The following is a 20,947-nucleotide window of genomic DNA, read 5'->3' on the forward strand; positions in this document are numbered from 1 at the left end:
GACTTTCAGCGAAATTTGCTGAAGGGCCAGCCTTTTTTACGTATTATTTTAAAATTTCATTTTTGAGCCTGACTTTTAAATGTGATAAGCTGAATGTACATTGTGTTGAAAGGGATCTTACTTATGAAGCGAAAATTCGGAGACCGCGCGAATTGGCGCCGTGTGACGCAGCGGCAGTTCAAATCCAGGTATGTGAGCAGCGAGAAGTTTACCGGTTATGTCACGATGTACAGCATTTACGATTTGAAGGATCCGCTCTGGAAGACGTATGGAGGTCACACGTTTCGGATCGCCGATAAAGGATACACTTGGCTGCAGTATTATCCGAAGGGCGCGCATTACGTGGTGACGGCCATGTTTGACGATCAGGGCGAAATCGTGGAATGGTATATCGATGTGTGCAAAATCCAGGGGGTGACGGATCAGGGCGTACCCTGGTTTGATGACCTGTACTTGGATATCGTCGTATTAAAGAACGGTGAAGTCTTTCTATTGGATGAGGATGAGTTGGACGACGCGTTGACCCGGGGGTATATCACCGTGCGCGATTACGACATGGCGATGGAGACGGCCCGCGAGGTGCTGCACGCGATTCGGGAGCATCGCTTTCCGTATTTCTCCATGTCGCTTGAGCATTATCGCACCGGTTTCGTCCTGAACGACGTCCTGCGGCCGGGAGGGAACCATGACACGGTATAACGGTTATATGACGGGGATCGGCACGGGGACGGGGAAAAGGCGAAAACGGAAGCTCTGGATATGGCTGTTTTCGGTATGCGTTGCGGCTGGGATCTGCTGGGTGCTGTATTGTTTGGCCGAGATCGGCAGTGCGGAACGAAATCCGGCGGCCAACCGCGCGTATGGGGAACCGGCGGATGTCGGCATCGTGCTGGGCGCGTCGATGTGGGGAGAGTCGCCCAGCCCCGGGCTCAGGGAACGTTTGGAGCTTGCGTTAAGCGATTATAAGGCCGGCAAGTTTCGCGTGTTTATTTTGACGGGGGGACTGGATCGTCCGGATTATCCCTACACCGAGGCCGAGGGGATGGCCAATTATTTGGAAGCGAACGGCGTTCCCCGGTCGGATATGATCCTGGAGAATGAGGCGACGAGCACTTACGAAAATCTGAAGTTCAGCCAGGAGTTAATGAAAGAAAAGGGCTACGCTTCCGCGGTTATTCTTACGCATACGTATCACGGCAACCGTGCGCTGGAAATCGCCGAAACTTTGAATTACAGCAATCCGGGATTGTCGTTGACCGAAACGAAGGTGTTAAAGCCGGCCCAAACGACGCTGCGCGAAGTGCTGGCCTACACCAAGTGGAAGCTGGATCAGCTGCTGCTCGTCCTTGGCTGGAAATGAAACTGAAATTGGAAATGGAAATGGAAATGTAAAACTTCTAATAACGGAGCGGGAGAGAGAATACATTTAAGAAGAGTTTGCCGTCTCCCGGCGATAACGCTTGTTCATTCGTCAAAAAGATTCGCGTTTGTACGGATTTGAACAACTCCAATAAGAGGTGATCCATACATGTCAGGGCGTGTAATGGCGAGAAGCGGTTCTTCCGAGGAAAGACCTTCGAGACAAATCAATGTCATTCTCCGTAGCGCGGAGCCTCCGGTCGTCTCCCAAAGCTCCGGGGAAAGCGAGGCTGCGGCCGGAACCAAAAGTTTACCCCACCAAGGTCTTTTTGCCGACTTGCAAAAGGAAATGAACGGATTGGTCGGGCTCGAGCATGTCAAGGAATTGATGTATGAAATCTTTGCATTGCTGCAAATTGCGGCCATGCGTTCCGAAGCGGGGTTATTATCCGGAGCCCAGGTCTACCATATGGTATTTAAAGGGAACCCGGGAACCGGAAAGACGACCGTAGCCCGGATCGTCGCGAAGATGTTCCAGAAGATGGGCGTTCTGAGCAAAGGGCATCTGATCGAGGTGGAACGCGCGGATCTCGTAGGGGAATATATCGGCCACACCGCGCAGAAAACGCGGGACTTGGTCAAGAAAGCGCTCGGCGGGATTCTGTTTATCGACGAAGCTTACAGCCTGGCTCGCGGCGGCGAGAAGGATTTCGGCAAGGAAGCGATCGACACGCTGGTCAAGGCGATGGAGGACCAGAAGAATCAGTTTATTTTGATTTTGGCCGGATATTCTGAGGAGATGGATTTTTTCCTGGCCACGAATCCGGGTCTGCCTTCGCGCTTTCCGATCCAGCTTGATTTCCCGGACTACACGATCGATCAATTGATCCAAATCGCCGAGGGGATGGTCAAGGAGCGCGACTATATTTTGATGCCGCAGGCGATACTCAAATTACAGCAGCATTTGCTGCGCGAAAAATGCGAGAGCGAGCATTTGTTCAGCAACGCCAGGCATGTGCGCAATATCATAGAGCGTTCGATCCGCCAGCAGGCCGTGCGTTTGCTCAGTCAATATACCAGCGGTTCGCCGGGCAAGTTGGAGCTGATGACCATTCGCACGGAGGATTTAAAGCTGGATAAGAAATAAGGAGCCGTAGACGATGACAAAGACACCTTATGACACACTGACTCTGATGCCTGACCGGGCCATTGTGGTCAGCCTGATTACGCAGCGGACGAAGGGGGAAGGTACCGATCCGGACTATTCACTGGAGGAGCTCGTACAGCTTGCCGATACCGCGGGGGTAGAGGTGAAGGAACGGTTGGTGCAGCACCGGGAGAAGCCGGACCCGCGTTTCTTCCTCGGCAAGGGGAAAGTATTGGAGCTGCGCGGGCTTTTGCAGGAACATCAGGCCAATACGGCGATTTTCGATCAGGAGCTTTCCGGCGCGCAGGTGCGCAATCTCGAGGAGATGCTGGATGTCAAAATCATTGACCGGACCCAGCTGATCCTCGATATTTTTGCCCAACGCGCCAAAACGCGCGAAGGGATCATTCAGGTGGAGCTCGCCCAACTGACGTATTTGCTGCCGCGCCTTTCCGGGCACGGCAGAAATTTGTCGCGCCTGGGCGGCGGTATCGGCACGCGGGGGCCGGGCGAGAGCAAGCTGGAGACCGACCGGCGCCATATCCGCCGGAGGATCGGCGAGTTGAAGCGACAGCTTGCGGAAGTGACGCGGCACCGCAAATTGCATCGGACGCGGAGGCAGGAGAACGGCGTCGTTCAATTGGCGCTGGTAGGTTATACCAACGCGGGCAAATCGACGCTCCTCCGCGCTTTGACCGACGCCGATGTGCTGGTGGAGAACCGGCTGTTCGCCACCTTGGACCCGACCTCGCGGGTGATGAAGCTCCCGAGCGGCAAGGAGGTCGTCCTAACGGATACGGTCGGTTTTATTCAACATCTTCCGCATGATCTGGTCGCCGCTTTCCGCGCGACATTGGAAGAAGCGAATGAAGCCGATCTGATTTTGCATGTGGTGGACGCCTCATCCGCGGCGCGGTTGGAGCAAATGGCGGTGGTGGACCGGATTTTGGAGGAGTTGGGAGCCGGGAACAAGCCTCGGCTCGTCCTGTACAACAAAATTGACTTATGCGAGCCGGAGCAATTGGAGATGCTGCCGGCCGTGAAGGATGCGCTGAAAATCAGCGCCTTGAAGGAGAGCGACATGGACCGAATCCGGGAGTCGGTCCAGCAATTCCTCTCCGGGGGAATGCGTTCTTTCCGCATTCCCGCTTCCCGCGGCGATCTTACTCCCATTGTGTACAAAATCGGAGACGTGATCGCGCAGCAGTGCGAGCAAGAGGACATGGTTTACTCGGTGAATGTGAATCAGGAGGATTTTCTTAAATACGGTTATCTTCTCGCTCCTTACACCATCCCGGCACATGAGTGTCCGATAAATGAGAGGTAAAGTAACTTAAGGGGAGAGGTAAAGTCATCATGGCGGTATTCGCGGAAAAAATAGTTCAATGGATTGAAGCGGCAGAGCAACGGGTTGAGTTAAAATACCGGGAGATTGACCGGATCGTCGATCGCAATCAGTGGAAGGTTATCGAAGCGTTCCAGAAATATCAAGTGAGCGATTTTCATTTTTCCGGTTCGACCGGGTACGCTTATAACGACCGGGGGCGCGAGGTGCTGGACCTTGTCTACGCGGAAGTGTTCGGGGCCGAGGCGGCGCTGGTACGCCCGCATTTTGCGTCGGGAACGCATACGATCGCGACCGCGCTGTTCGGGATGCTGAGGCCGGGAGATGAGCTGCTTTATATCACCGGCCGTCCTTACGATACGCTGCACAAGGTCATCGGCAAACCGGGGGATGGGACGGGCTCCTTGCAGGATTTCGGGATCCGTTACGATGAAGCTGCTCTTCTGGCCGACGGATCGGTCGATTGGCAGGCCGTCGCCGCCAAGGTGAACGACAGGACCAAAGTTATCGGTATTCAGCGTTCCCGCGGGTATGACTGGAGAGACTCTTTTACGGTTGAGCAGATCGGCGAAATGGTCAGTAAGGTAAAAGAGCTGAAGCCGGACTGTCTCGTCTTTGTGGACAACTGCTACGGCGAGTTTACCGAGGAAGTGGAACCGACCCAGGTTGGGGCGGATCTGATCGCGGGTTCACTGATCAAAAATCCGGGGGGTGGACTGGCCGAAACGGGCGGATATATTTGCGGACGAGCCGAGCTGGTACAGCGGGCGGCTTACCGTCTGACGGCGCCGGGAATCGGCGCCGAGGTGGGCGCGATGCTGGGAACGACCCGGGGGATCTATCAAGGGCTGTTTCTCGCTCCCACCACGGTTGGACAAGCCTTGAAAGGCAGCGTCCTGGCGGCGGCGGTATTCGAACAGGCCGGCTTTGAAAGCCGGCCCGGCTGGAACGCCAAACGGACCGATCTGATTCAAGCCATCGCCTTCAGCGGTCCGGAGCAGCTGATCGCCTTTGTACAAGGGATCCAACGCGCCGCGGCCGTGGATGGTCACGTCGTTCCCGAAGCGTGGGATATGCCGGGGTACGAGCACCCGGTCATCATGGCGGCGGGAACCTTTATCCAGGGCGGAAGTCTGGAACTTTCGGCGGATGCTCCGATTCGCGAGCCCTATATCGCATATATGCAGGGCGGCTTGACCTACTCTCATGTGAAATTCGGTCTACTAACGGCACTGCAGACGATGTTGGAGCGGAATCTCATATAGTTGACATGCCATCCAAATATCTCTGTAAGTATTTCTAACATACCTATTGACATGTTAGGATAGTTGACATAGAATAGAGCCATGATTAATTTACTGGAAGGTTGAGAGCGATGAGTGACGAAATTCGCAGAAACATGGCCTTGTTTCCGATCGGTATCGTTATGAAGCTAACGGATTTAACGGCTAGGCAAATTCGTTATTACGAACAGCATCAACTGATCGTGCCCGCCCGGACATCAGGGAATCAACGGTTATTCTCCTTCAATGACGTCGAGCGGTTGCTTGAGATCAAAGGCTTGATCGACAAAGGCGTCAACATTGCCGGGATCAAGCAGGTCATGAATCCGATGAACAAGGATTCCGGTGAAGCAACGATCATCACGAAGGATACGGAAGAGAAGCGAAAGGAAATGACGGATTCACAGCTTTATCGTATGTTGAAACAGCAGCTCATCACAGGGAAAAGACCGGGTCAGGTTTCTTTGATCCAAGGGGAGCTGTCCCGCTTTTTCAAAATATAAACGTAGGGAGAGGTTATCTTGAGTTACTCAAAAGAAGACATTTTACGCATTGCCAAAGAAGAAAATGTTCGTTTTATCCGATTGCAATTTACCGACCTGTTGGGAACGATCAAGAACGTGGAAATTCCCGTCAGCCAATTGGAGAAGGCGCTTGATAACAAGATGATGTTCGACGGTTCGTCCATCGAAGGCTATGTGCGGATTGAAGAATCGGACATGTATCTCTTCCCTGACCTGGATACTTGGGTTATCTTCCCGTGGGTTGCCGAAGATCGCGTAGCCCGTTTGATTTGCGATGTATACATGCCTGACGGCACGCCGTTCGCCGGGGATCCTCGCGGCATTCTGAAGCGCGTGCTGAAGGAAGCCGAAGAGATGGGGTATACGTCGATGAACGTCGGCCCGGAACCGGAGTTCTTCCTGTTCAAAACCGACGAGAAGGGCAATCCAACGATGGAATTGAACGACCAAGGCGGTTATTTCGATTTGGCCCCTACGGATCTCGGGGAGAACTGCCGCCGCGAAATCGTTTTGACGCTGGAGGAAATGGGCTTTGAAATCGAAGCCTCTCACCATGAGGTGGCCCCGGGGCAGCACGAAATCGACTTTAAATATGCCGACGCCATCAAGGCGGCGGACCAAATTCAAACCTTTAAGCTCGTCGTCAAGACGATTGCGCGTCAGCATGGCCTGCATGCGACCTTTATGCCGAAGCCGTTATTCGGCGTGAACGGTTCCGGGATGCACTGTCACCAATCCTTGTTCAGAGGCGATGTCAATGCTTTCTACGACGAGAGCGATACGCTCGGCCTGAGCAAAGAAGCCCGTCATTACATGGCCGGGATCTTGAAGCATGCCCGCGCTTTTGCCGCCGTCACGAATCCGACCGTGAACTCGTATAAACGTCTGGTTCCGGGCTATGAAGCGCCGTGCTATGTGGCTTGGTCTTCCAGCAACCGCAGTCCGATGATCCGGATTCCGGCATCCCGCGGCCTCAGCACCCGTGTCGAAGTGCGGAACCCGGACCCTGCCGCTAACCCGTATCTGGCGCTGGCCGTTATGTTGAAGGCCGGTCTCGACGGCATCAAGAACGAACTGCCGCTCGTGGATCCGGTAGACCGGAACATCTATGTGATGTCCGAAGAAGAGCGCGTGGAAGAAGGCATTCCAAGCCTGCCGTCCGACTTGAAGGAAGCGCTCGGCGAATTGATTCGCAGCGAGATCATTACCGAGGCGCTCGGCGACCATGCCTTGACTCATTTCTATGAACTGAAAGAAATCGAGTGGGACATGTTCCGCACGCAAGTCCATCAATGGGAACGCGATCAGTACATGACATTATATTAATCGAGGAATCCCTTGGGGCCGTAGGCTTCAGGGGATTTTTTGTTAGGGAGCATTTGGCGGGGAGACGGTAAGGATTAGGGGTTGCCCCTATTTTGCCCCCCGTTCAGCCACACCCGTAAGCCAGCCGGACTTTGCATTTTTGTAGCCCGTAATAAAAACATCAGCATACATATAAATCTAGTGCCCTCATCAGATAACCTTGGTAACATAGAATTCCTGCATATCTGCATGTTTTTTTCTTGTTCGGAACATAAATTTAAAAATTCCTGCGATTCTGCAGGTATTTTGAACGAAACCGGCTCGTTTCTCTAAAATCGCTAGAAAAACATGCAGATTCGCATCTTTTTTCGCATTCCCTCGGGTATCGGCCATAAATACCTGCAGATTTGCATCTTTTTTAAGTTGGAAGGGGTGGAATGTTCACTAGGCAGGGGAGTGTACTGGATTTACTTATAGGCAGCTGATGTTAACGTCGTCGTCGTGTACTCGTTACTTCGAACGTAGGAGTTGTTTGAATACAACGTAATCCGTCCGCGTGCTAAACGGTTCCTTGTTGTTATTTTGTTTATTAATTGCTTATTTGGCGGACCAGATATGACGGGGGTTATCTCGCATCGTATTTAACTTCGCGACTGATGAAAATCAAGCTTTTGGGCATGCTAACGCCAAGGAGCTGATGCGATATGGTGTTCGCTTTGAAAAAATACCACCGGCGCAGACTTTGGCTGAAAAAGATCTGGCGGGAAGAACGTTCCGGCATGAAGCGGTATTTACCGCAAGACGATTTGACGACGGTCTAACCAGCCAACACTAAAAAAGGCTCCCCGGCTAAGGGAGCCTCTTCATCATACCATCTAGAATAAATTAGTGCAGGTCGCGGAATAATCCGACGACTTTGCCGAGAATAACCACATTCTTGAGCCGGATTGGTTCCATCGTCGAATTCTCGGGTTGTAGGCGGATATGGTCTCTCTCTTTGTAGAAAGTCTTCACCGTCGCCTCGTCATCTTCCGTCATCGCCACGACAATATCGCCGTTGTTGGCCGTCTGCTGCTTACGAACGATCACATAATCCCCGTTGTGAATCCCCGCCTCAATCATACTGTCTCCGACGACGGAAAGCATGAAGATTTCACCGTCCGAGGAGTATTGCTGAGGTAACGGGAAGTAATCTTCAATATTCTCGGTTGCCGTAATCGGCATGCCGGCGGTAACCTTGCCGACAACCGGAACCCGGGTCACGCTGTGGGCGAACATACCGAGCGAATCGGATTCTTCTTGTCCCAGCAGCTCGATGGCCCGCGGTTTGGTGGGATCCCGGCGGATAAATCCCTTCTTCTCCAAACGGTCCAGATGCCCGTGTACGGTAGAGCTGGAGGCAAGTCCGACCGCTTCGCCGATCTCGCGTACCGAAGGAGGGTAACCCTTCATTCGAACTTCGTTGCGTATAAATTCCAAAATAGCCTGTTGTCGGCTGGAAACCTTGGACATAACGATCATCAACCCCATTAGTAACGTTTGGAAAAATTATAACATAGAACTACCGTTCGTACAAACATAAGTTCTAAAGATGTCTATTAAATACGAACAATTGTTCTAAAAAACTATTGAATCAAACAAGTGTTCGTGTTATATTGATATCAGAAAACAAGAACATTTGTTTGGGAGTGATCGATATGCCAAGATATACTACATACCAAAGTATTTATAATAAGCCGGTTCCCCGCTCTTGGAGGGATGCCTTCGGTTTTTCTTCGGTGGAATGGACCCGGCGCATGATGAAGATTGTGTTTCTACTGATTTTGTTGACGATGACCGGTACGGGAGTGGTTTCCGCTTTTGCCGCTGCCAAAGACGGGGATTCTCATGTCAAGGAAACCGTCATTGTTACGCCGGGAGACACGCTATGGGAGATTGCGGTTGCTCATAAGCCGCGGGGGAAGGATACTCGTGTGTATGTAGAGGCTATTAAGCGGGCGAACGGATTAGCCGTGAGCGATATTCATCCTGGGGACATGCTCGTTATCCCGGATTGATTCCGATAGGCGTGGCTTGTTTAACGGCTTTCTAACCTTGTTTATATATAAGTCCTGTTTTGGTGACTATAGATGACTATATATATGAAGAAACTGAAAGAGCTTGGATTAAGGGCCGCCGCCTTGACAAGCTCTTTTTCTCATGTCAAAGTAAGAATTGTTGCCTTAAGAATAAGGATGACCAGACAGGAGGAAATAAAGTGGATATAGATACATTGGTAAAGCGAATCAATGAATTGGCCCGCAAAAACAAGACGGAAGGTCTGACGGAGGATGAAAAGCTGGAACGGGCACAGCTCCGGGAAACTTATTTGCAGAACATCCGGAACAATTTCCGCCAACAGCTGGAATCGATTGAAATCGTGGATAAATAATGCCGGCCGCAAGGCCTGGCTTACATAAACAATAGGTGTAGGAGGAAAGTTCATGGCTTCATTTGACAGGAAGGTTGAACGCAATCGGGTTCGTATGAACAAGAAAGGGAAGGGGCCTAGCCGGATCGGCGGCGGAGGGCAGGATCCCCGGTATTCGTTAGGGCCCAAAGGGGAAGGCGAGGTGTTTAGAGGAAGAAATATCCTGCTTCCGGGAGTTCTGGTTTTGCTGGCTCTCCTTTATGCGGTCGTGGGGCTGATCGGCAACGCTTCGGAAGTCAACTCGATGTTGTTCTGGGTCACCATTGTTCTTTATCTGATCTTGGCGTTGACGATTTTTCTCAGAAAGCCTTATTTGCGGATTCATAAAGGCTGGCTGTATACGTCCAAATTCAACAGAGACCGCGCGTTGGAAGCTAACAACATCAGTAAAATTAAGGTGGGCCGCGGGAAAATCACGATTATCCCGAAAAGCAAAGACGTCAATTGGGTGTTTTACCGTATGCGCAACCGTTTTGATACAGAGGCGATGGGGGAACGTTTGGAGCAGTATGCCAAACTGCATCATGTGTCCTTTGAGAAGGAATAGGGGATAGCGTAGATAAATATAACATCGGTTTTTCACAATTTTGGGGGAGCGTGTGAAGATATGTCCATTAAAGCGGTATGTTTTGATTTGGATGACACCTTGTTGTGGGATGAGCGCAGTATTAAAGAAGCGTTTGAAGCGACCTGCCTAAAAGCGGGTGAAGCGGCGGGGATTGATCCCGAAGCCCTGGAGGAATCGGTCCGCAAGGAAGCCAGAGCATTGTACGAATCCTATGAAACCTTTCCGTTCACCAAAATGATCGGGATCAATCCGTTTGAGGGATTGTGGGCGACCTTCTCGGCGGGGGAGCAGCCGGAATTCCGCCAGCTGGAACAACTCGCTCCCGTCTACCAAAAGGAGTCCTGGCGCCGCGGCCTAAAGGGGCTCGGTGTGGAGAACGAGGCGCTCGCCGGGGAATTGGCCGCGCAGTTCGGCAAGGAACGACGTTCCCGCCCTCATGTGTATGAAGAGACCTTCCGCATTCTCGACGAATTGAAGGGCAAGGTGAAACTGCTTCTGCTAACCAACGGTTGTCCTGCCCTTCAGCAGGAAAAGCTTGACGGTGTGCCGGAACTGTCGCCTTACTTTGATGAAGTTATCATTTCCGGATCCTTCGGGAAAGGAAAGCCCGATCCGGCGATTTTCCGCCACGCCCTGGAACTGCTGGGCGTGGAGCCGCAGGAAAGCTTGATGGTCGGCGACAAACTGACGACCGACATCTGCGGCGGACTGAGCGTGGGGATGGTCACGGTTTGGGTGAACCGGCATGGACGCAGCCGGACCGACGAAATTGTGCCGGACTACGAAATTAAACATTTGGCGGAACTGCATGACATCATCGCGAAATACGCTTGAGGTTTTTGAAAAGAATCGAGTGTAGGGAGGAAAGCGCCATGAACAAAAGGAATGGTGTTTGGATCATCACTTTGACCCTGCTGTTTGCGGTGTTATTAAGCGGATGCGGCAAGTCGAAGGGGACGGACCATCATGCGGCGGCCGATGCCGATGCGCTTGAACCGATTAAAGTGGAGCTTCAGATAAGTCCCGCTGAAGTGGCCGCAGGGGAGCCGGTCAAGTTCGAAGCCAAGGTCACCCATCAAGGTGAGAACGTGGACGATGCCAAAGAGGTTATGTTTGAATACTGGAAAGACAGCTCGCCGGAGGATGAACACAACAAGGAAGTCGTTGCCGGCTCGGGCGAAGGGATGTACGTATTGGAGAAGACATTCGAAGAACCGGGTACATACCATGTCATTTCCCATGTGACCGCTCGGGATCAGCATTCCATGCCATCGAAGGAATTTACGGTAAAATAGTCCGCTATAAAAACAGGCTGCTTCCATGACGGAAGCAGCCTTGTTTGCGTTTTTGTCAAGCGCTCGACTTACTTTTGAAAGGCAGGGTCTTCATAAGGGTGAGCGATCCATCCGTCTTCCTCGACAAAGAGACGGACGGCCACTACTTTACGTTCATCGGTCAGTGTAAAGAAGTGAGGCGTATTTTCCGGTACGGAAATCAAATCGCCCGGGACCAGATTGACATCAAAGTAACCGGTCTGCTCGTCTCCCTTGATAATGAACGTACCTGCCCCGGATACGATGGCCCGGATCTCGTCTTCCGAATGAGTATGAATCTGTTCGAATTTGGCCAACAGCTCTTCGATGTTCGGCGTCGCTTCCGAGAGGGTGATCACATCCCAGGTACGGTAACCACGGCGTGCGGCGAGATCTTGAATTTCGGACTGGTAGGCTTCCAGGACGGCCGCCTTTTGCTCGTCGGTCAGCGAGAAGTTCTCACGCAGTTCATGAGGGAGTTTTTCGGTATCCCAATGTTCGTAGATTACTTCATATTTGTTGAGGAAATCACGAACTTTTTCTTCACCGGAAATAATTTCGTTCGTTTTTCTTATTCTTATTTCGGCCATAGGATTACCCCGCTTTCTGTTGAGTTTGATTGAATTATAGCTGATCGAGCCGCCGTTGTCGACCTTTTCTTTTCATCTAAAAAGCTGGATTGATCAAGGGAGGGCGCGGGTTAGCAATTTTATGATCTCCCTTTCCTTAGACGCTTTAATCTGATAAACTAAAACTTAACGTTTTACGGGAGGGAACAGATCATGAGTAAACCAGGCTTGGAATCTTTAATAAAAGAACGAATATTGATCCTTGATGGAGCGATGGGAACCATGATCCAGCAAGTGGACCTCAAACCTGAAGATTTTGGAGGAGAGGAACTGGACGGTTGTAATGAAATATTGGTGCTTACCCGTCCGGATGTCATACAAACGATTCATGAACAGTATTTGGAAGCAGGAGCCGATCTGATCGAAACGAACACGTTCGGCGCCACTTCCGTCGTACTTGCTGAATATGATTTACAGGATCGTGCCCGTGAGATTAATTTGGCGGCCGCACGCCTGGCTATCGCCGCGGCCGAGAAATACAGCACCCCGGACAAGCCGCGATATGTCGTTGGTGCGATCGGTCCGACGACGAAGACGTTGTCGGTAACCGGCGGCGTTACTTTCGATGAATTAACGGCCAGCTACCAGGAACAAGCCGTCGCTTTGATCGACGCTGGGGTCGACGCGTTGATGCTGGAAACGTCGCAGGACACCCTGAACGTTAAAGCGGGGAGTATCGGGATAAAGCAGGCTTACGAGGCGACAGGCAAAAAACTGCCGCTGATGATCTCGGGAACGATTGAGCCGATGGGAACGACGCTGGCGGGCCAGAATATCGAGTCCTTCTATATTTCCCTGGAACATTTAAAACCGATATCGGTCGGGCTCAACTGCGCAACGGGTCCGGAATTTATGCGGGATCATATCCGCACGCTTGCGGAAATGGCCAAGGCGGGGGTCAGCTGCCACCCGAATGCCGGACTTCCGGATGAAAACGGAAACTACCATGAGTCGCCGGATTCGCTTGCCCAGAAGATGGCCGCTTTTGCGGAACAGGGCTGGCTCAATATCGCCGGCGGCTGCTGCGGGACGACACCGGCCCACATCGCGGCCCTTGCGGACAAAATGTCGCATTATCGTCCCCGCGATATCGAAGGGAGCCATCCGCCGGCGATTTCCGGGATTGAACCGGTCTATATCGAGTCGGCGAACCGGCCGTATATGGTCGGGGAGAGAACGAATGTTCTCGGTTCACGCAAGTTTAAGCGTTTGATCGTGGAAGGAAAATATGAGGAAGCGTCGGAAATCGCGCGTGCCCAGGTCAAAAACGGGGCACAGGTGATCGACGTTTGCGTGCAGGACCCCGACCGTGACGAAGCCGAGGATATCAAGTTGTTCCTGGAGCTGGTCGTCAAAAAGGTCAAAGTGCCGCTGATGATCGATACGACGGATCCGAAAGTGCTTGATTTGGCGCTCAGTTACTGCCAAGGCAAATCGATTATTAACTCCATTAACCTTGAAGACGGCGAGGAGAAGTTTGAAAAGGTGACTCCGCTGATTCATAAATATGGAGCCGCCGTCGTCGTAGGGACGATCGATGAGCGGGGTCAGGCGATCACGCGCGAAGACAAGTTGGAGGTGGCGAAACGGTCGCACGATCTGCTCGTGAACAAATACGGGCTGAATCCCGAGGATTTGATCTTCGACCCGCTTGTGTTCCCGGTCGGCACCGGCGATGAGCAATATATCGGTTCGGCTAAAGAGACGATCGAAGGGATTCGTCTGATTAAAGAGGCGCTGCCATTGTGCCATACGGTGCTTGGCGTCAGCAACGTGTCCTTCGGCCTGCCGGAAGCCGGACGCGAGGTCCTTAACTCCGTATTTTTATATGAATGCACCAAAGCAGGGCTGGACTACGCGATCGTAAACACCGAAAAGGTGGAACGCTATGCCTCCATTCCGGAAGAAGAGCGGCGGCTGGCCGAAGAGCTGATTTACAACACGAACGACGAGACCTTGGCCGCATTCGTCGCGGCTTTCCGCAACAAGAAAGTGGTGAAGCAGGAAAAAGCCGTGCATCTATCGCTGGAGGAACGTCTGGCTTCCTACGTCGTGGAAGGAACGAAAGACGGGTTGATTCCGGACCTGGAAGAAGCGCTGAAAAAATACAGTGCGCTCGAGATCATCAACGGACCGTTGATGGCGGGGATGGAAGAGGTCGGCCGCCTGTTCAACAACAACGAGCTCATCGTAGCCGAGGTGCTGCAAAGCGCGGAGGTTATGAAAGCCTCGGTCGCGTTCCTGGAGCCGTTCATGGAAAAGAACGAATCCTCCGTTAAGGGTAAAATTTTGCTGGCAACGGTAAAAGGCGATGTTCATGATATCGGAAAAAATCTGGTGGAGATCATTCTGTCCAATAACGGTTACCACATCGTGAATTTGGGTATAAAAGTACCACCGGAACGTATTATTGAAGCTTGCAGGGAAGAGCTTCCGGACGCGGTAGGTTTGTCGGGTTTGCTGGTGAAATCGGCGCAGCAAATGGTGACCACCGCCCAGGACTTACGCAATGCGGGGATCGATGTCCCGATTCTCGTCGGCGGGGCGGCTTTAACCCGTAAATTTACCAGAACCCGGATTCGTCCGGAGTACAACGGGCTGGTGGTGTACGCCAAAGATGCGATGGACGGGCTGGATCTGGCCAATAAGCTGATGGATCCGTCGCACCGTGAAGAAATCCGGAAGGATATCGAGGCTGAAAAAGATGCCGATGCCAAAGCCGTTCCTGCGGCACCGCTTCCGGAATTAAGCCGGGCCGTCCGCTCGAATATCTCGACCGATGCTCCTGTGTTTATTCCGCCGGACCTGGACCGGCATGTGCTGCGGGATTATCCGATCAATCATATTATTCCGTACATTAATATGCAGATGCTGCTCGGACATCACCTGGGTCTGCGCGGTTCGGTGGAGCAATTGCTCGCCCAAGGGGACGAAAAGGCCGTTCAGCTTAAAAAAACGGTGGATGAAATTTTGCGGGATGCCGCCGGTAAAGGAATTATCCGGGCTCAGGCGATGTATCGTTTCTTTCCGGCCCAATCGTCGGGGAACGATATTATCATCTACGATCCCGCGGATAATACCCGCGTTCTCAAAACGTTCACATTCCCAAGGCAGCGGGTCGAACCTTTTCTCTGTCTTTCCGACTTCCTAAAATCGGTAGACAGCGGTATGATGGACTATGTCGGGTTCCTTGTGGTCACGGCCGGCCAGGGAGTGAGGGAGCTTTCGGAAGAGTGGAAAGCCAAGGGGGATTACCTGCGTTCGCATGCCCTTCAGTCGGTGGCGCTGGAAACCGCCGAAGCTTTGGCGGAACGCGTGCATCATATCATGCGCGATATCTGGGGCTTCCCGGATCCGCCGGAAATGACGATGAAGCAGCGCCATGGCGCGAGATACCAAGGGATTCGCGTATCTTACGGATACCCGGCCTGCCCGGATCTCGAGTATCAGCAGCCGCTGTTTGAATTAATGAAGCCCGAAGATATCGGGATTCAATTGACGGAAGGCTTTATGATGGAGCCGGAAGCGTCGGTGTCGGCGATGGTATTCGCCCATCCGCAGGCCCAGTATTTTAACGTAGATAAAGCTTAACTTACTCCAGTCTGCAAACCCTCCGAGCTTTCGGAGGGTTTTGGCGATTGAAACGAAAGAACGCCATACCATGTCAGGGCTGGGGAAACCGACGGATTAGCGTCCGGATAGGAGGTAATGCGATGGAGTTGTATTTTTTGGGAACGAATGCCGGAGTACCTTCGCTGGAAAGAAACGTAACTTCGCTTGCGCTTCGGTTGCTGGACGAGCGGCGATCTTTCTGGCTGTTTGACTGCGGAGAGGGGACGCAGCATCAAATTCTCCGCTCTCCTTTAAAGCTGAGCAAGCTGGAGTGTATATTTATCACCCATTTGCACGGTGACCATCTCTTTGGGCTGCCCGGTTTGTTGTCCAGCCGCGCTTATCAAGGCGGGGATACGCCTTTAAAGCTTTATGGCCCGCCGGGTTTGAAACAATTTGTTCAAATGGCGCTTGATCTAAGCGAATCGCGAATTAATTACAAGCTGGAGATTTTGGAGCATGAAGGCGGACGGATATTTGAGGACGAAACGTTCCGTGTGGAAGCCGCAAAGCTGGATCACCGGATACCGAGTTACGGCTACCGGGTGACCGAGAAGGATCTTCCCGGCAAACTGGATATCGACCTTCTCAGAAGGCACGGGATCGAGCCAGGCCCCTTGTTCGGGAAATTGAAGAAAGGCGAAAGCGTGACTACGCCGGAAGGCCGCATCGTACATCCTGCGGAGGTGCTCGGGAGCCCCAAGCCGGGAAGAGTCGTCACGATCTTAGGTGATACACGCCCTTGTCCGGCTGTGGTACCTTTGGCGGAAGGGGCGGATGCGCTCGTTCACGAGGCGACGTTTATGCATGATCTGGCCGAAACGGCGTTCACCTATCATCACAGCACGGCGAGACAAGCTGCGGAGGCGGCCAGACAAGCCGGGGTGAAAAGCCTGTACCTGACCCACTTCAGTTCGCGCTATAAATACGAGGATCAGCTTCAGCAACTACAGCGGGAGGCGCAGGCGGTGTTTCCGAATGCGCATCTTGCCAGGGAACATGAATTGTACCCGGTCAAAAGAGGCGGGGAATAGGAAATCGCGGCCGATTTATTTTCCGGGAAAGCGCAGGAAATGACAGGCCCTTGCAAACTTTGATAGCGCCAAAGCCTTGATATCAGGGCTTCTTCGATCCCGTTCGACGTTAGACGGCAAGGCGCGCGGCGCATTTGACAGAAAACTTTCCGGGTGCGTCCGGGAAATTTGCTTGGGGCTCGGGTTTATTTGTACAATGGATACAAGTAGGTGAGGAAAATGAATGTAGCCAAGCCGGCCTGGAAGGCCTATTTGATCGACTTGGATGGAACTTTATATCACGGCAGCCGTATGATACCTCAGGCTGACCGGCTTATCTCCGAACTGAGGGATCTGGGGATTCCCTATTTGTTTGTCACCAACAACTCCTCCCGGACTCCCGGTGAAGTGGCCGAGCATCTTCAGGCGATGGGGATTCCGGCTCGGAGTGAAGAGGTTTGCACCTCGGCGGTCGCCGCGGCGGAATATATTGCGGACCGCCACCCGGGCTGCAGGGTGGCTCCCATCGGGGAGGCCGGTCTGCTTACGGCGCTTCGGGACTCTGGCCTTGAACTGGTGGAGGAACGTCCGGACTATGTTGTCCAGGGAATCGCCCGGAATTTTACATATGAAACATTGACGCAAGCGGCCCGCTGGATTCGAAGTGGAGCCGGATATATCCTGACGAATCCGGATCTGCTGCTCCCCTCCCAGGAGGGTCTGATGCCCGGGGCGGGTACGATAGCCGCTGCGATCCAGGCCGCTTCAGGGGTGGAGCCGGTCGTGATCGGGAAACCGTCGGGCATATTGATGAAGCATGCGATCGATAAACTCGGTCTTCGCCATGAAGAAGTGGCGGTGATCGGGGACAATATGATGACGGATATTTCGGCGGGCGCTCATGCGGGCTGCGGGACGATATTGACTTTGACGGGCGTCACGAATTCGGAAAATCTCGAGGGTTATTTGGAAGCCTCAGGAGTCCGTCCGGATCTGATCTGCCGGGATTTGAATGAAGTGCGCAGGCTGATCGGCGGCTCTTCATAGATATTTTACATCGTGAATGAAAGGGAAGATGTGTTGTGCCGGAATTGCCGGAAATGGAAAATTATCGAATTCAGCTCTCCAAACATATTTTGGACCTTAAAATATCTAATGTGGTCGTTAACCGGGAGAAATCGCTCAACCTGCCTCAAGGAAGCTTTATTGAAGAACTCCTAGGCAGACAGGTTATTTTTATTGAACGGAGAGCCAAGCATTTGCTGTTTCACCTGGACAACGGACGCCGCCTGCTGCTTCATTTGATGCTGGGCGGGCTGCTTTACTTGGGATCGGGCGAAGACCGTCCGGAGCGGAACACGCAGGTCGAGATCACGTTCGGCGATGATTTGACGCTTTATTTTATCGGGTTAAGACTCGGTTATTTGCATCTGCTCAGCGCAAAAGAAGCGGAGGAAGCATTGTCGCATCTTGGTCCCGAACCGTTGGGGCGTAAAATGAACGAAGCGGTCTTTGCCGAACTTTTGCGGAAACGCCGGGGCAGCCTGAAAACTGTCCTGGTCAATCAGGAAGTGATCGCGGGGATCGGCAATTGTTATGCGGACGAGATTGCTTTTGCGGCGGGGATCCGACCATCGGCCAAAGTGCAGAATTTGAGCGAGACCGAAATATCCGCCGTTTACAAAGCCATGCTTGAGGTCTTGACGGAGATGACGGAAGCCGGCGGGTATATGGAGCTTCCTTTGACGAAGAACGATACGCTGACGGGGGGAGCCAACGAGCTGTGTCGGGTGTACGACCGGGAAGGGGAAAACTGCCCGCGCTGCGGCGACGCTATCGTGAAGACCGAATTGAACGGACGTAAAGTTTTTTACAGTCCGGGCTGTCAGTATGATCGCTAAGGTTAAAGTAGGCGGGCACCTAAGCATCCGGGGCGGCTTTTACGGCGCCGCGGAGGCCGCATACCGCATGGGAGCGGGAGCTTTTCAGTATTTTCCCAAAAATCCGCGAAGTTTAACCGTCAAGAAGTTTGACGAGAGGGATGCGGAGCGCTGCCGGAAGTTTTGTCAAAATCATGACATTTTATCCATAGCGCATACGCCTTATCCGAGCAATCTCGCGGTGAGTGCCGCATCCCAGGCGGAACAGTTCGACAGAACGGTGAAATCGCTGCGCAACGATCTGGAAATCGCGGAAGCTTGCGGGTCTGTGGGAATTGTTGTACATTTTGGAATATATAAGGAGAGAAACCCCTTACAAGGCTACCAAAATATTATACAATGTATTAATGAAGTGCTTCGGGATTGGCAGGGACAGTCCAGACTGCTGATTGAAAACCAGGCCGGCGATCATGGAGACATGGGAATGACGGTGGAGGAGCTCGTGCAGATTCGCAAGCTGTCCGACCATCCCGAGCGCATCGGCTTTTGCCTGGACACTTGCCATGCATTCGCCTCAGGCATGTGGACCGGAGAACAGGATGACACGTTCGCGGCGAAAGCGGAGGAACTGGGGTTTTGGGACGCGTTGGCCGCGGTCCATTTCAATGACTCCAAATACCCCGCGCTGTCCCGGAAAGATCGCCATGCCAGGGTGGGGCAGGGATATATCGGGGAGAACGGCTTCCGCAGACTGCTTAAGTACAGCCCGGTGAAGGAGAAGCCGTTGATCCTGGAGAGTGAAGCCGGAAGCGACGGCACTTATAGAGAAGATATGGACCGGATCAGGCGTTGGGTGGAAAGCTAGTCTGAAATACCGCGGAAAGGAAGAACGACTGTGATTCATGTGTATATGGACGACTTTCGACGTTGTCCCGAAGGATTTACTTTAGCCAGATCCGTGGATGAGTGTCTGGAGCTGCTGAGGATGGCGGAAGTGGACATCTTGTCGCTGGACTACGATATGGGACCGGGAGAGAAAACCGGCTCCGAAGCGGCAGCCGCGATCGCGCGGGAGGGGCTGTACGCTCGTGAAATTTACCTCCATACCTCGAGCATGTACGGAAAGAAGAGTATGTACGAGATTTTGTACCAAAATAAGCCTGAGCATGTCATTTTGCATAACGGGCCGATTCCGTTCGAACGGTTGGAGGAAATTGAACGAACAGCGGGAGGTCGCAAGCGTTGAACAACGAGATTGAGCGGGGAACCGCTACGGAATCGGAATCAGAATCGGAATCCGTAACAAGATGGGTATGTACGGCCAACCATGGTTTTGCTCCATACGCGCAGGAAGAGCTCCGCAGACAATTCGGGTCCGTCAAAAGCACCATGCTGGTGCCAGGGGAGATTTTCGTCGCGTCGTTGCAAGCTGAACCGCAGCGGGTGGTAGAATCTTTGCGCGTGAAAGAGCCCGTGTTTCTGCGCCATCTGTTCGAGGTGCAATGGGAATGGCCAAACAGGGAGGAGGCATCTTCCGCGGACATTGAGCATGCGCTGGCGGAACTTTCCGGCTTTTTGCGGGGGGATGCCCGGCTGCATGGAACCAAGGTTGCGATCCAGACCCGTAAATCGGAGCAAGCGGTCTGGGCGAACAGCGCCGCCGAACTAAAGGAGGCGCTTCAGGCGCGATTGGACGGCATCGATGCGGAAATCGTCGTCAGGGAGGCGGATTGGGTTATTTCCGTATTTGCCTCCAAGGATCGGATGATGGCCGGCATCAGCGCGCCGGCGGACAATTTATCCGACTGGAATGGCGGTGCGATCCGGTTTCAGCGGGAGGAAGGGCAAATTTCCCGGGCGAAGTTCAAGCTGCTTGAGGCCGAGTCGATCTTCGGCATTGACTTTGCCTCTTTCCGGGAAGCGTTAGACATCGGAGCCGCACCGGGAGGATGGACTTCTTTCCTGCTGGAGCGGGGGATGAAGGTGACCGCGGTCGATCCGGCCAAACTTCATCCCGATGTGCTCCGCAATCCGCTGCTTACGCATTTGCGCAAGAATGCGAACAGTGTTAAATTTCGCGAGAACCAATTCGATCTCCTCGTTTGTGACATGAGCTGGAATCCGAAGCTGACCGCGAAACTGGTTACGGAGCTGCTCTATGCCCTTGCACCGGGGGGAACAGCGATCGTGACCGTAAAACTGCTGAGCAAGAAGCCGATGGCGCTTATTCACGAGATCATGGAAACCTTTGAAGCGGCCCGGCTTCAGATTCAGCGGGCCAAGCAGTTGTTCCACAACCGCGATGAGATCACCTTATATATGATTAAATATTAATGAGATTAATTAATTTGAGGCAAAAAAGCACTTTACAAGTCGGGACCTTTTGGTCTATACTTGTTCCAAAATTATACAAATTTGACGTTTGGGAAAGCATCCCTTGTCCGTTCGGTCTTCTAAAGATCGGTGCGGAACAGGGGATGCTTTTTTGCGTCAGAAGGG

21 protein-coding genes are annotated in these 20,947 nt (G+C 52.7%); 19 read left to right on the forward strand and 2 right to left on the reverse strand.

What is annotated here, in order from left to right; all coding sequences use genetic code 11:
- Positions 1-123 precede the first annotated feature (123 nt).
- From FRY98_RS13095 to glnA, 7 genes are all read left to right on the forward strand, one after another.
- The gene (locus FRY98_RS13095; RefSeq protein ID WP_148452384.1) at positions 124-699 is read left to right on the forward strand and encodes a ribonuclease FAU-1 family protein; all 576 of its coding nucleotides are present in this window, start codon (positions 124-126) and stop codon (positions 697-699) included.
- A complete protein-coding gene (locus tag FRY98_RS13100) occupies positions 686-1,360 on the forward strand; it encodes a YdcF family protein (RefSeq protein WP_225038435.1) in 675 nt (224 codons plus the stop codon). The genes FRY98_RS13095 and FRY98_RS13100 overlap by 14 nt, the downstream gene beginning before the upstream one ends.
- A gap of 168 nt (positions 1,361-1,528) precedes the next feature.
- Entirely contained in the window at positions 1,529-2,506 is a 978-nt protein-coding gene (locus tag FRY98_RS13105) for an AAA family ATPase (protein WP_148452386.1), read from the forward strand.
- A gap of 13 nt (positions 2,507-2,519) precedes the next feature.
- Positions 2,520-3,833 (forward strand): GTPase HflX, encoded by a 1,314-nt coding sequence (hflX, locus tag FRY98_RS13110; protein WP_148452388.1) that lies wholly within the window; start codon positions 2,520-2,522, stop codon positions 3,831-3,833.
- A 29-nt stretch (positions 3,834-3,862) separates the two neighbouring features.
- Positions 3,863-5,116 (forward strand): methionine gamma-lyase family protein, encoded by a 1,254-nt coding sequence (locus FRY98_RS13115; protein ID WP_148452390.1) that lies wholly within the window; start codon positions 3,863-3,865, stop codon positions 5,114-5,116.
- A 110-nt stretch (positions 5,117-5,226) separates the two neighbouring features.
- Positions 5,227-5,637 carry a MerR family transcriptional regulator gene (locus FRY98_RS13120; protein WP_148452392.1) on the forward strand — a complete coding sequence of 137 codons (411 nt, stop codon included), beginning with the start codon at positions 5,227-5,229 and terminating at the stop codon, positions 5,635-5,637.
- 18 nt (positions 5,638-5,655) lie between these two features.
- Positions 5,656-6,984, forward strand: a complete 1,329-nt coding sequence (glnA, locus tag FRY98_RS13125; RefSeq protein WP_148452394.1) for a type I glutamate--ammonia ligase — start codon at positions 5,656-5,658, stop codon at positions 6,982-6,984.
- A gap of 864 nt (positions 6,985-7,848) precedes the next feature.
- Here glnA and lexA read toward each other — a convergent pair.
- A complete protein-coding gene (lexA, locus tag FRY98_RS13130) occupies positions 7,849-8,475 on the reverse strand; it encodes a transcriptional repressor LexA (protein WP_148452396.1) in 627 nt (208 codons plus the stop codon).
- Between the two features lie 185 nt (positions 8,476-8,660).
- On the opposite strand from lexA, the gene FRY98_RS13135 reads away from it, so the two are divergent.
- The 5 genes from FRY98_RS13135 to FRY98_RS13155 all read left to right on the forward strand — a co-directional run bounded on the left by FRY98_RS13135 (position 8,661) and on the right by FRY98_RS13155 (position 11,296).
- Positions 8,661-9,020: a LysM peptidoglycan-binding domain-containing protein gene (locus FRY98_RS13135; protein WP_148452399.1), complete on the forward strand. Its 360-nt coding sequence runs from the start codon at positions 8,661-8,663 to the stop codon at positions 9,018-9,020.
- Positions 9,021-9,220: 200 nt separating this feature from the next.
- The gene (locus FRY98_RS13140) at positions 9,221-9,394 is read left to right on the forward strand and encodes a DUF896 domain-containing protein (protein WP_148452401.1); all 174 of its coding nucleotides are present in this window, start codon (positions 9,221-9,223) and stop codon (positions 9,392-9,394) included.
- Between the two features lie 52 nt (positions 9,395-9,446).
- Positions 9,447-9,980, forward strand: coding sequence for a hypothetical protein (locus FRY98_RS13145; RefSeq protein ID WP_148452407.1), 534 nt, complete (start codon positions 9,447-9,449; stop codon positions 9,978-9,980).
- 60 nt (positions 9,981-10,040) lie between these two features.
- On the forward strand, positions 10,041-10,835 hold the full coding sequence (locus tag FRY98_RS13150; protein ID WP_148452410.1) for an HAD family hydrolase: 795 nt from the start codon (positions 10,041-10,043) through the stop codon (positions 10,833-10,835).
- 38 nt (positions 10,836-10,873) lie between these two features.
- Positions 10,874-11,296 (forward strand): FixH family protein, encoded by a 423-nt coding sequence (locus FRY98_RS13155; protein ID WP_148452412.1) that lies wholly within the window; start codon positions 10,874-10,876, stop codon positions 11,294-11,296.
- A gap of 68 nt (positions 11,297-11,364) precedes the next feature.
- Here the strand turns inward: FRY98_RS13155 and FRY98_RS13160 are convergent, their stop codons facing one another.
- A complete protein-coding gene (locus FRY98_RS13160) occupies positions 11,365-11,904 on the reverse strand; it encodes a 1,2-dihydroxy-3-keto-5-methylthiopentene dioxygenase (RefSeq protein ID WP_148452414.1) in 540 nt (179 codons plus the stop codon).
- A 192-nt stretch (positions 11,905-12,096) separates the two neighbouring features.
- Between FRY98_RS13160 and metH the strand changes: the two genes are divergently transcribed.
- The 7 genes from metH (at position 12,097) to FRY98_RS13195 (ending at position 20,782) form a co-directional block, all read left to right on the forward strand.
- Positions 12,097-15,534 carry a methionine synthase gene (gene metH, locus FRY98_RS13165; protein ID WP_148452417.1) on the forward strand — a complete coding sequence of 1,146 codons (3,438 nt, stop codon included), beginning with the start codon at positions 12,097-12,099 and terminating at the stop codon, positions 15,532-15,534.
- A gap of 122 nt (positions 15,535-15,656) precedes the next feature.
- Complete coding sequence (gene rnz, locus FRY98_RS13170; RefSeq protein WP_148452419.1) at positions 15,657-16,589, forward strand: ribonuclease Z; 933 nt, start codon at positions 15,657-15,659, stop codon at positions 16,587-16,589.
- A 219-nt stretch (positions 16,590-16,808) separates the two neighbouring features.
- Positions 16,809-17,615, forward strand: a complete 807-nt coding sequence (locus tag FRY98_RS13175) for a TIGR01457 family HAD-type hydrolase (RefSeq protein WP_148452421.1) — start codon at positions 16,809-16,811, stop codon at positions 17,613-17,615.
- Positions 17,616-17,650: 35 nt separating this feature from the next.
- Positions 17,651-18,469, forward strand: a complete 819-nt coding sequence (locus tag FRY98_RS13180; protein ID WP_148452423.1) for an Fpg/Nei family DNA glycosylase — start codon at positions 17,651-17,653, stop codon at positions 18,467-18,469.
- Entirely contained in the window at positions 18,459-19,313 is an 855-nt protein-coding gene (locus FRY98_RS13185; RefSeq protein ID WP_148452425.1) for a deoxyribonuclease IV, read from the forward strand. The genes FRY98_RS13180 and FRY98_RS13185 overlap by 11 nt, the downstream gene beginning before the upstream one ends.
- A gap of 33 nt (positions 19,314-19,346) precedes the next feature.
- Positions 19,347-19,694: a cyclic-phosphate processing receiver domain-containing protein gene (locus FRY98_RS13190; RefSeq protein ID WP_148452742.1), complete on the forward strand. Its 348-nt coding sequence runs from the start codon at positions 19,347-19,349 to the stop codon at positions 19,692-19,694.
- Positions 19,691-20,782, forward strand: a complete 1,092-nt coding sequence (locus FRY98_RS13195) for an SAM-dependent methyltransferase (protein ID WP_249043399.1) — start codon at positions 19,691-19,693, stop codon at positions 20,780-20,782. Before FRY98_RS13190 ends, FRY98_RS13195 begins: the two co-directional genes overlap by 4 nt.
- Positions 20,783-20,947: the final 165 nt, after the last annotated feature.

The organism is Paenibacillus faecis (genome assembly GCF_008084145.1).
In the GTDB taxonomy this organism is placed as follows: Bacteria; Bacillota; Bacilli; order Paenibacillales; family Paenibacillaceae; genus Fontibacillus; species Fontibacillus faecis.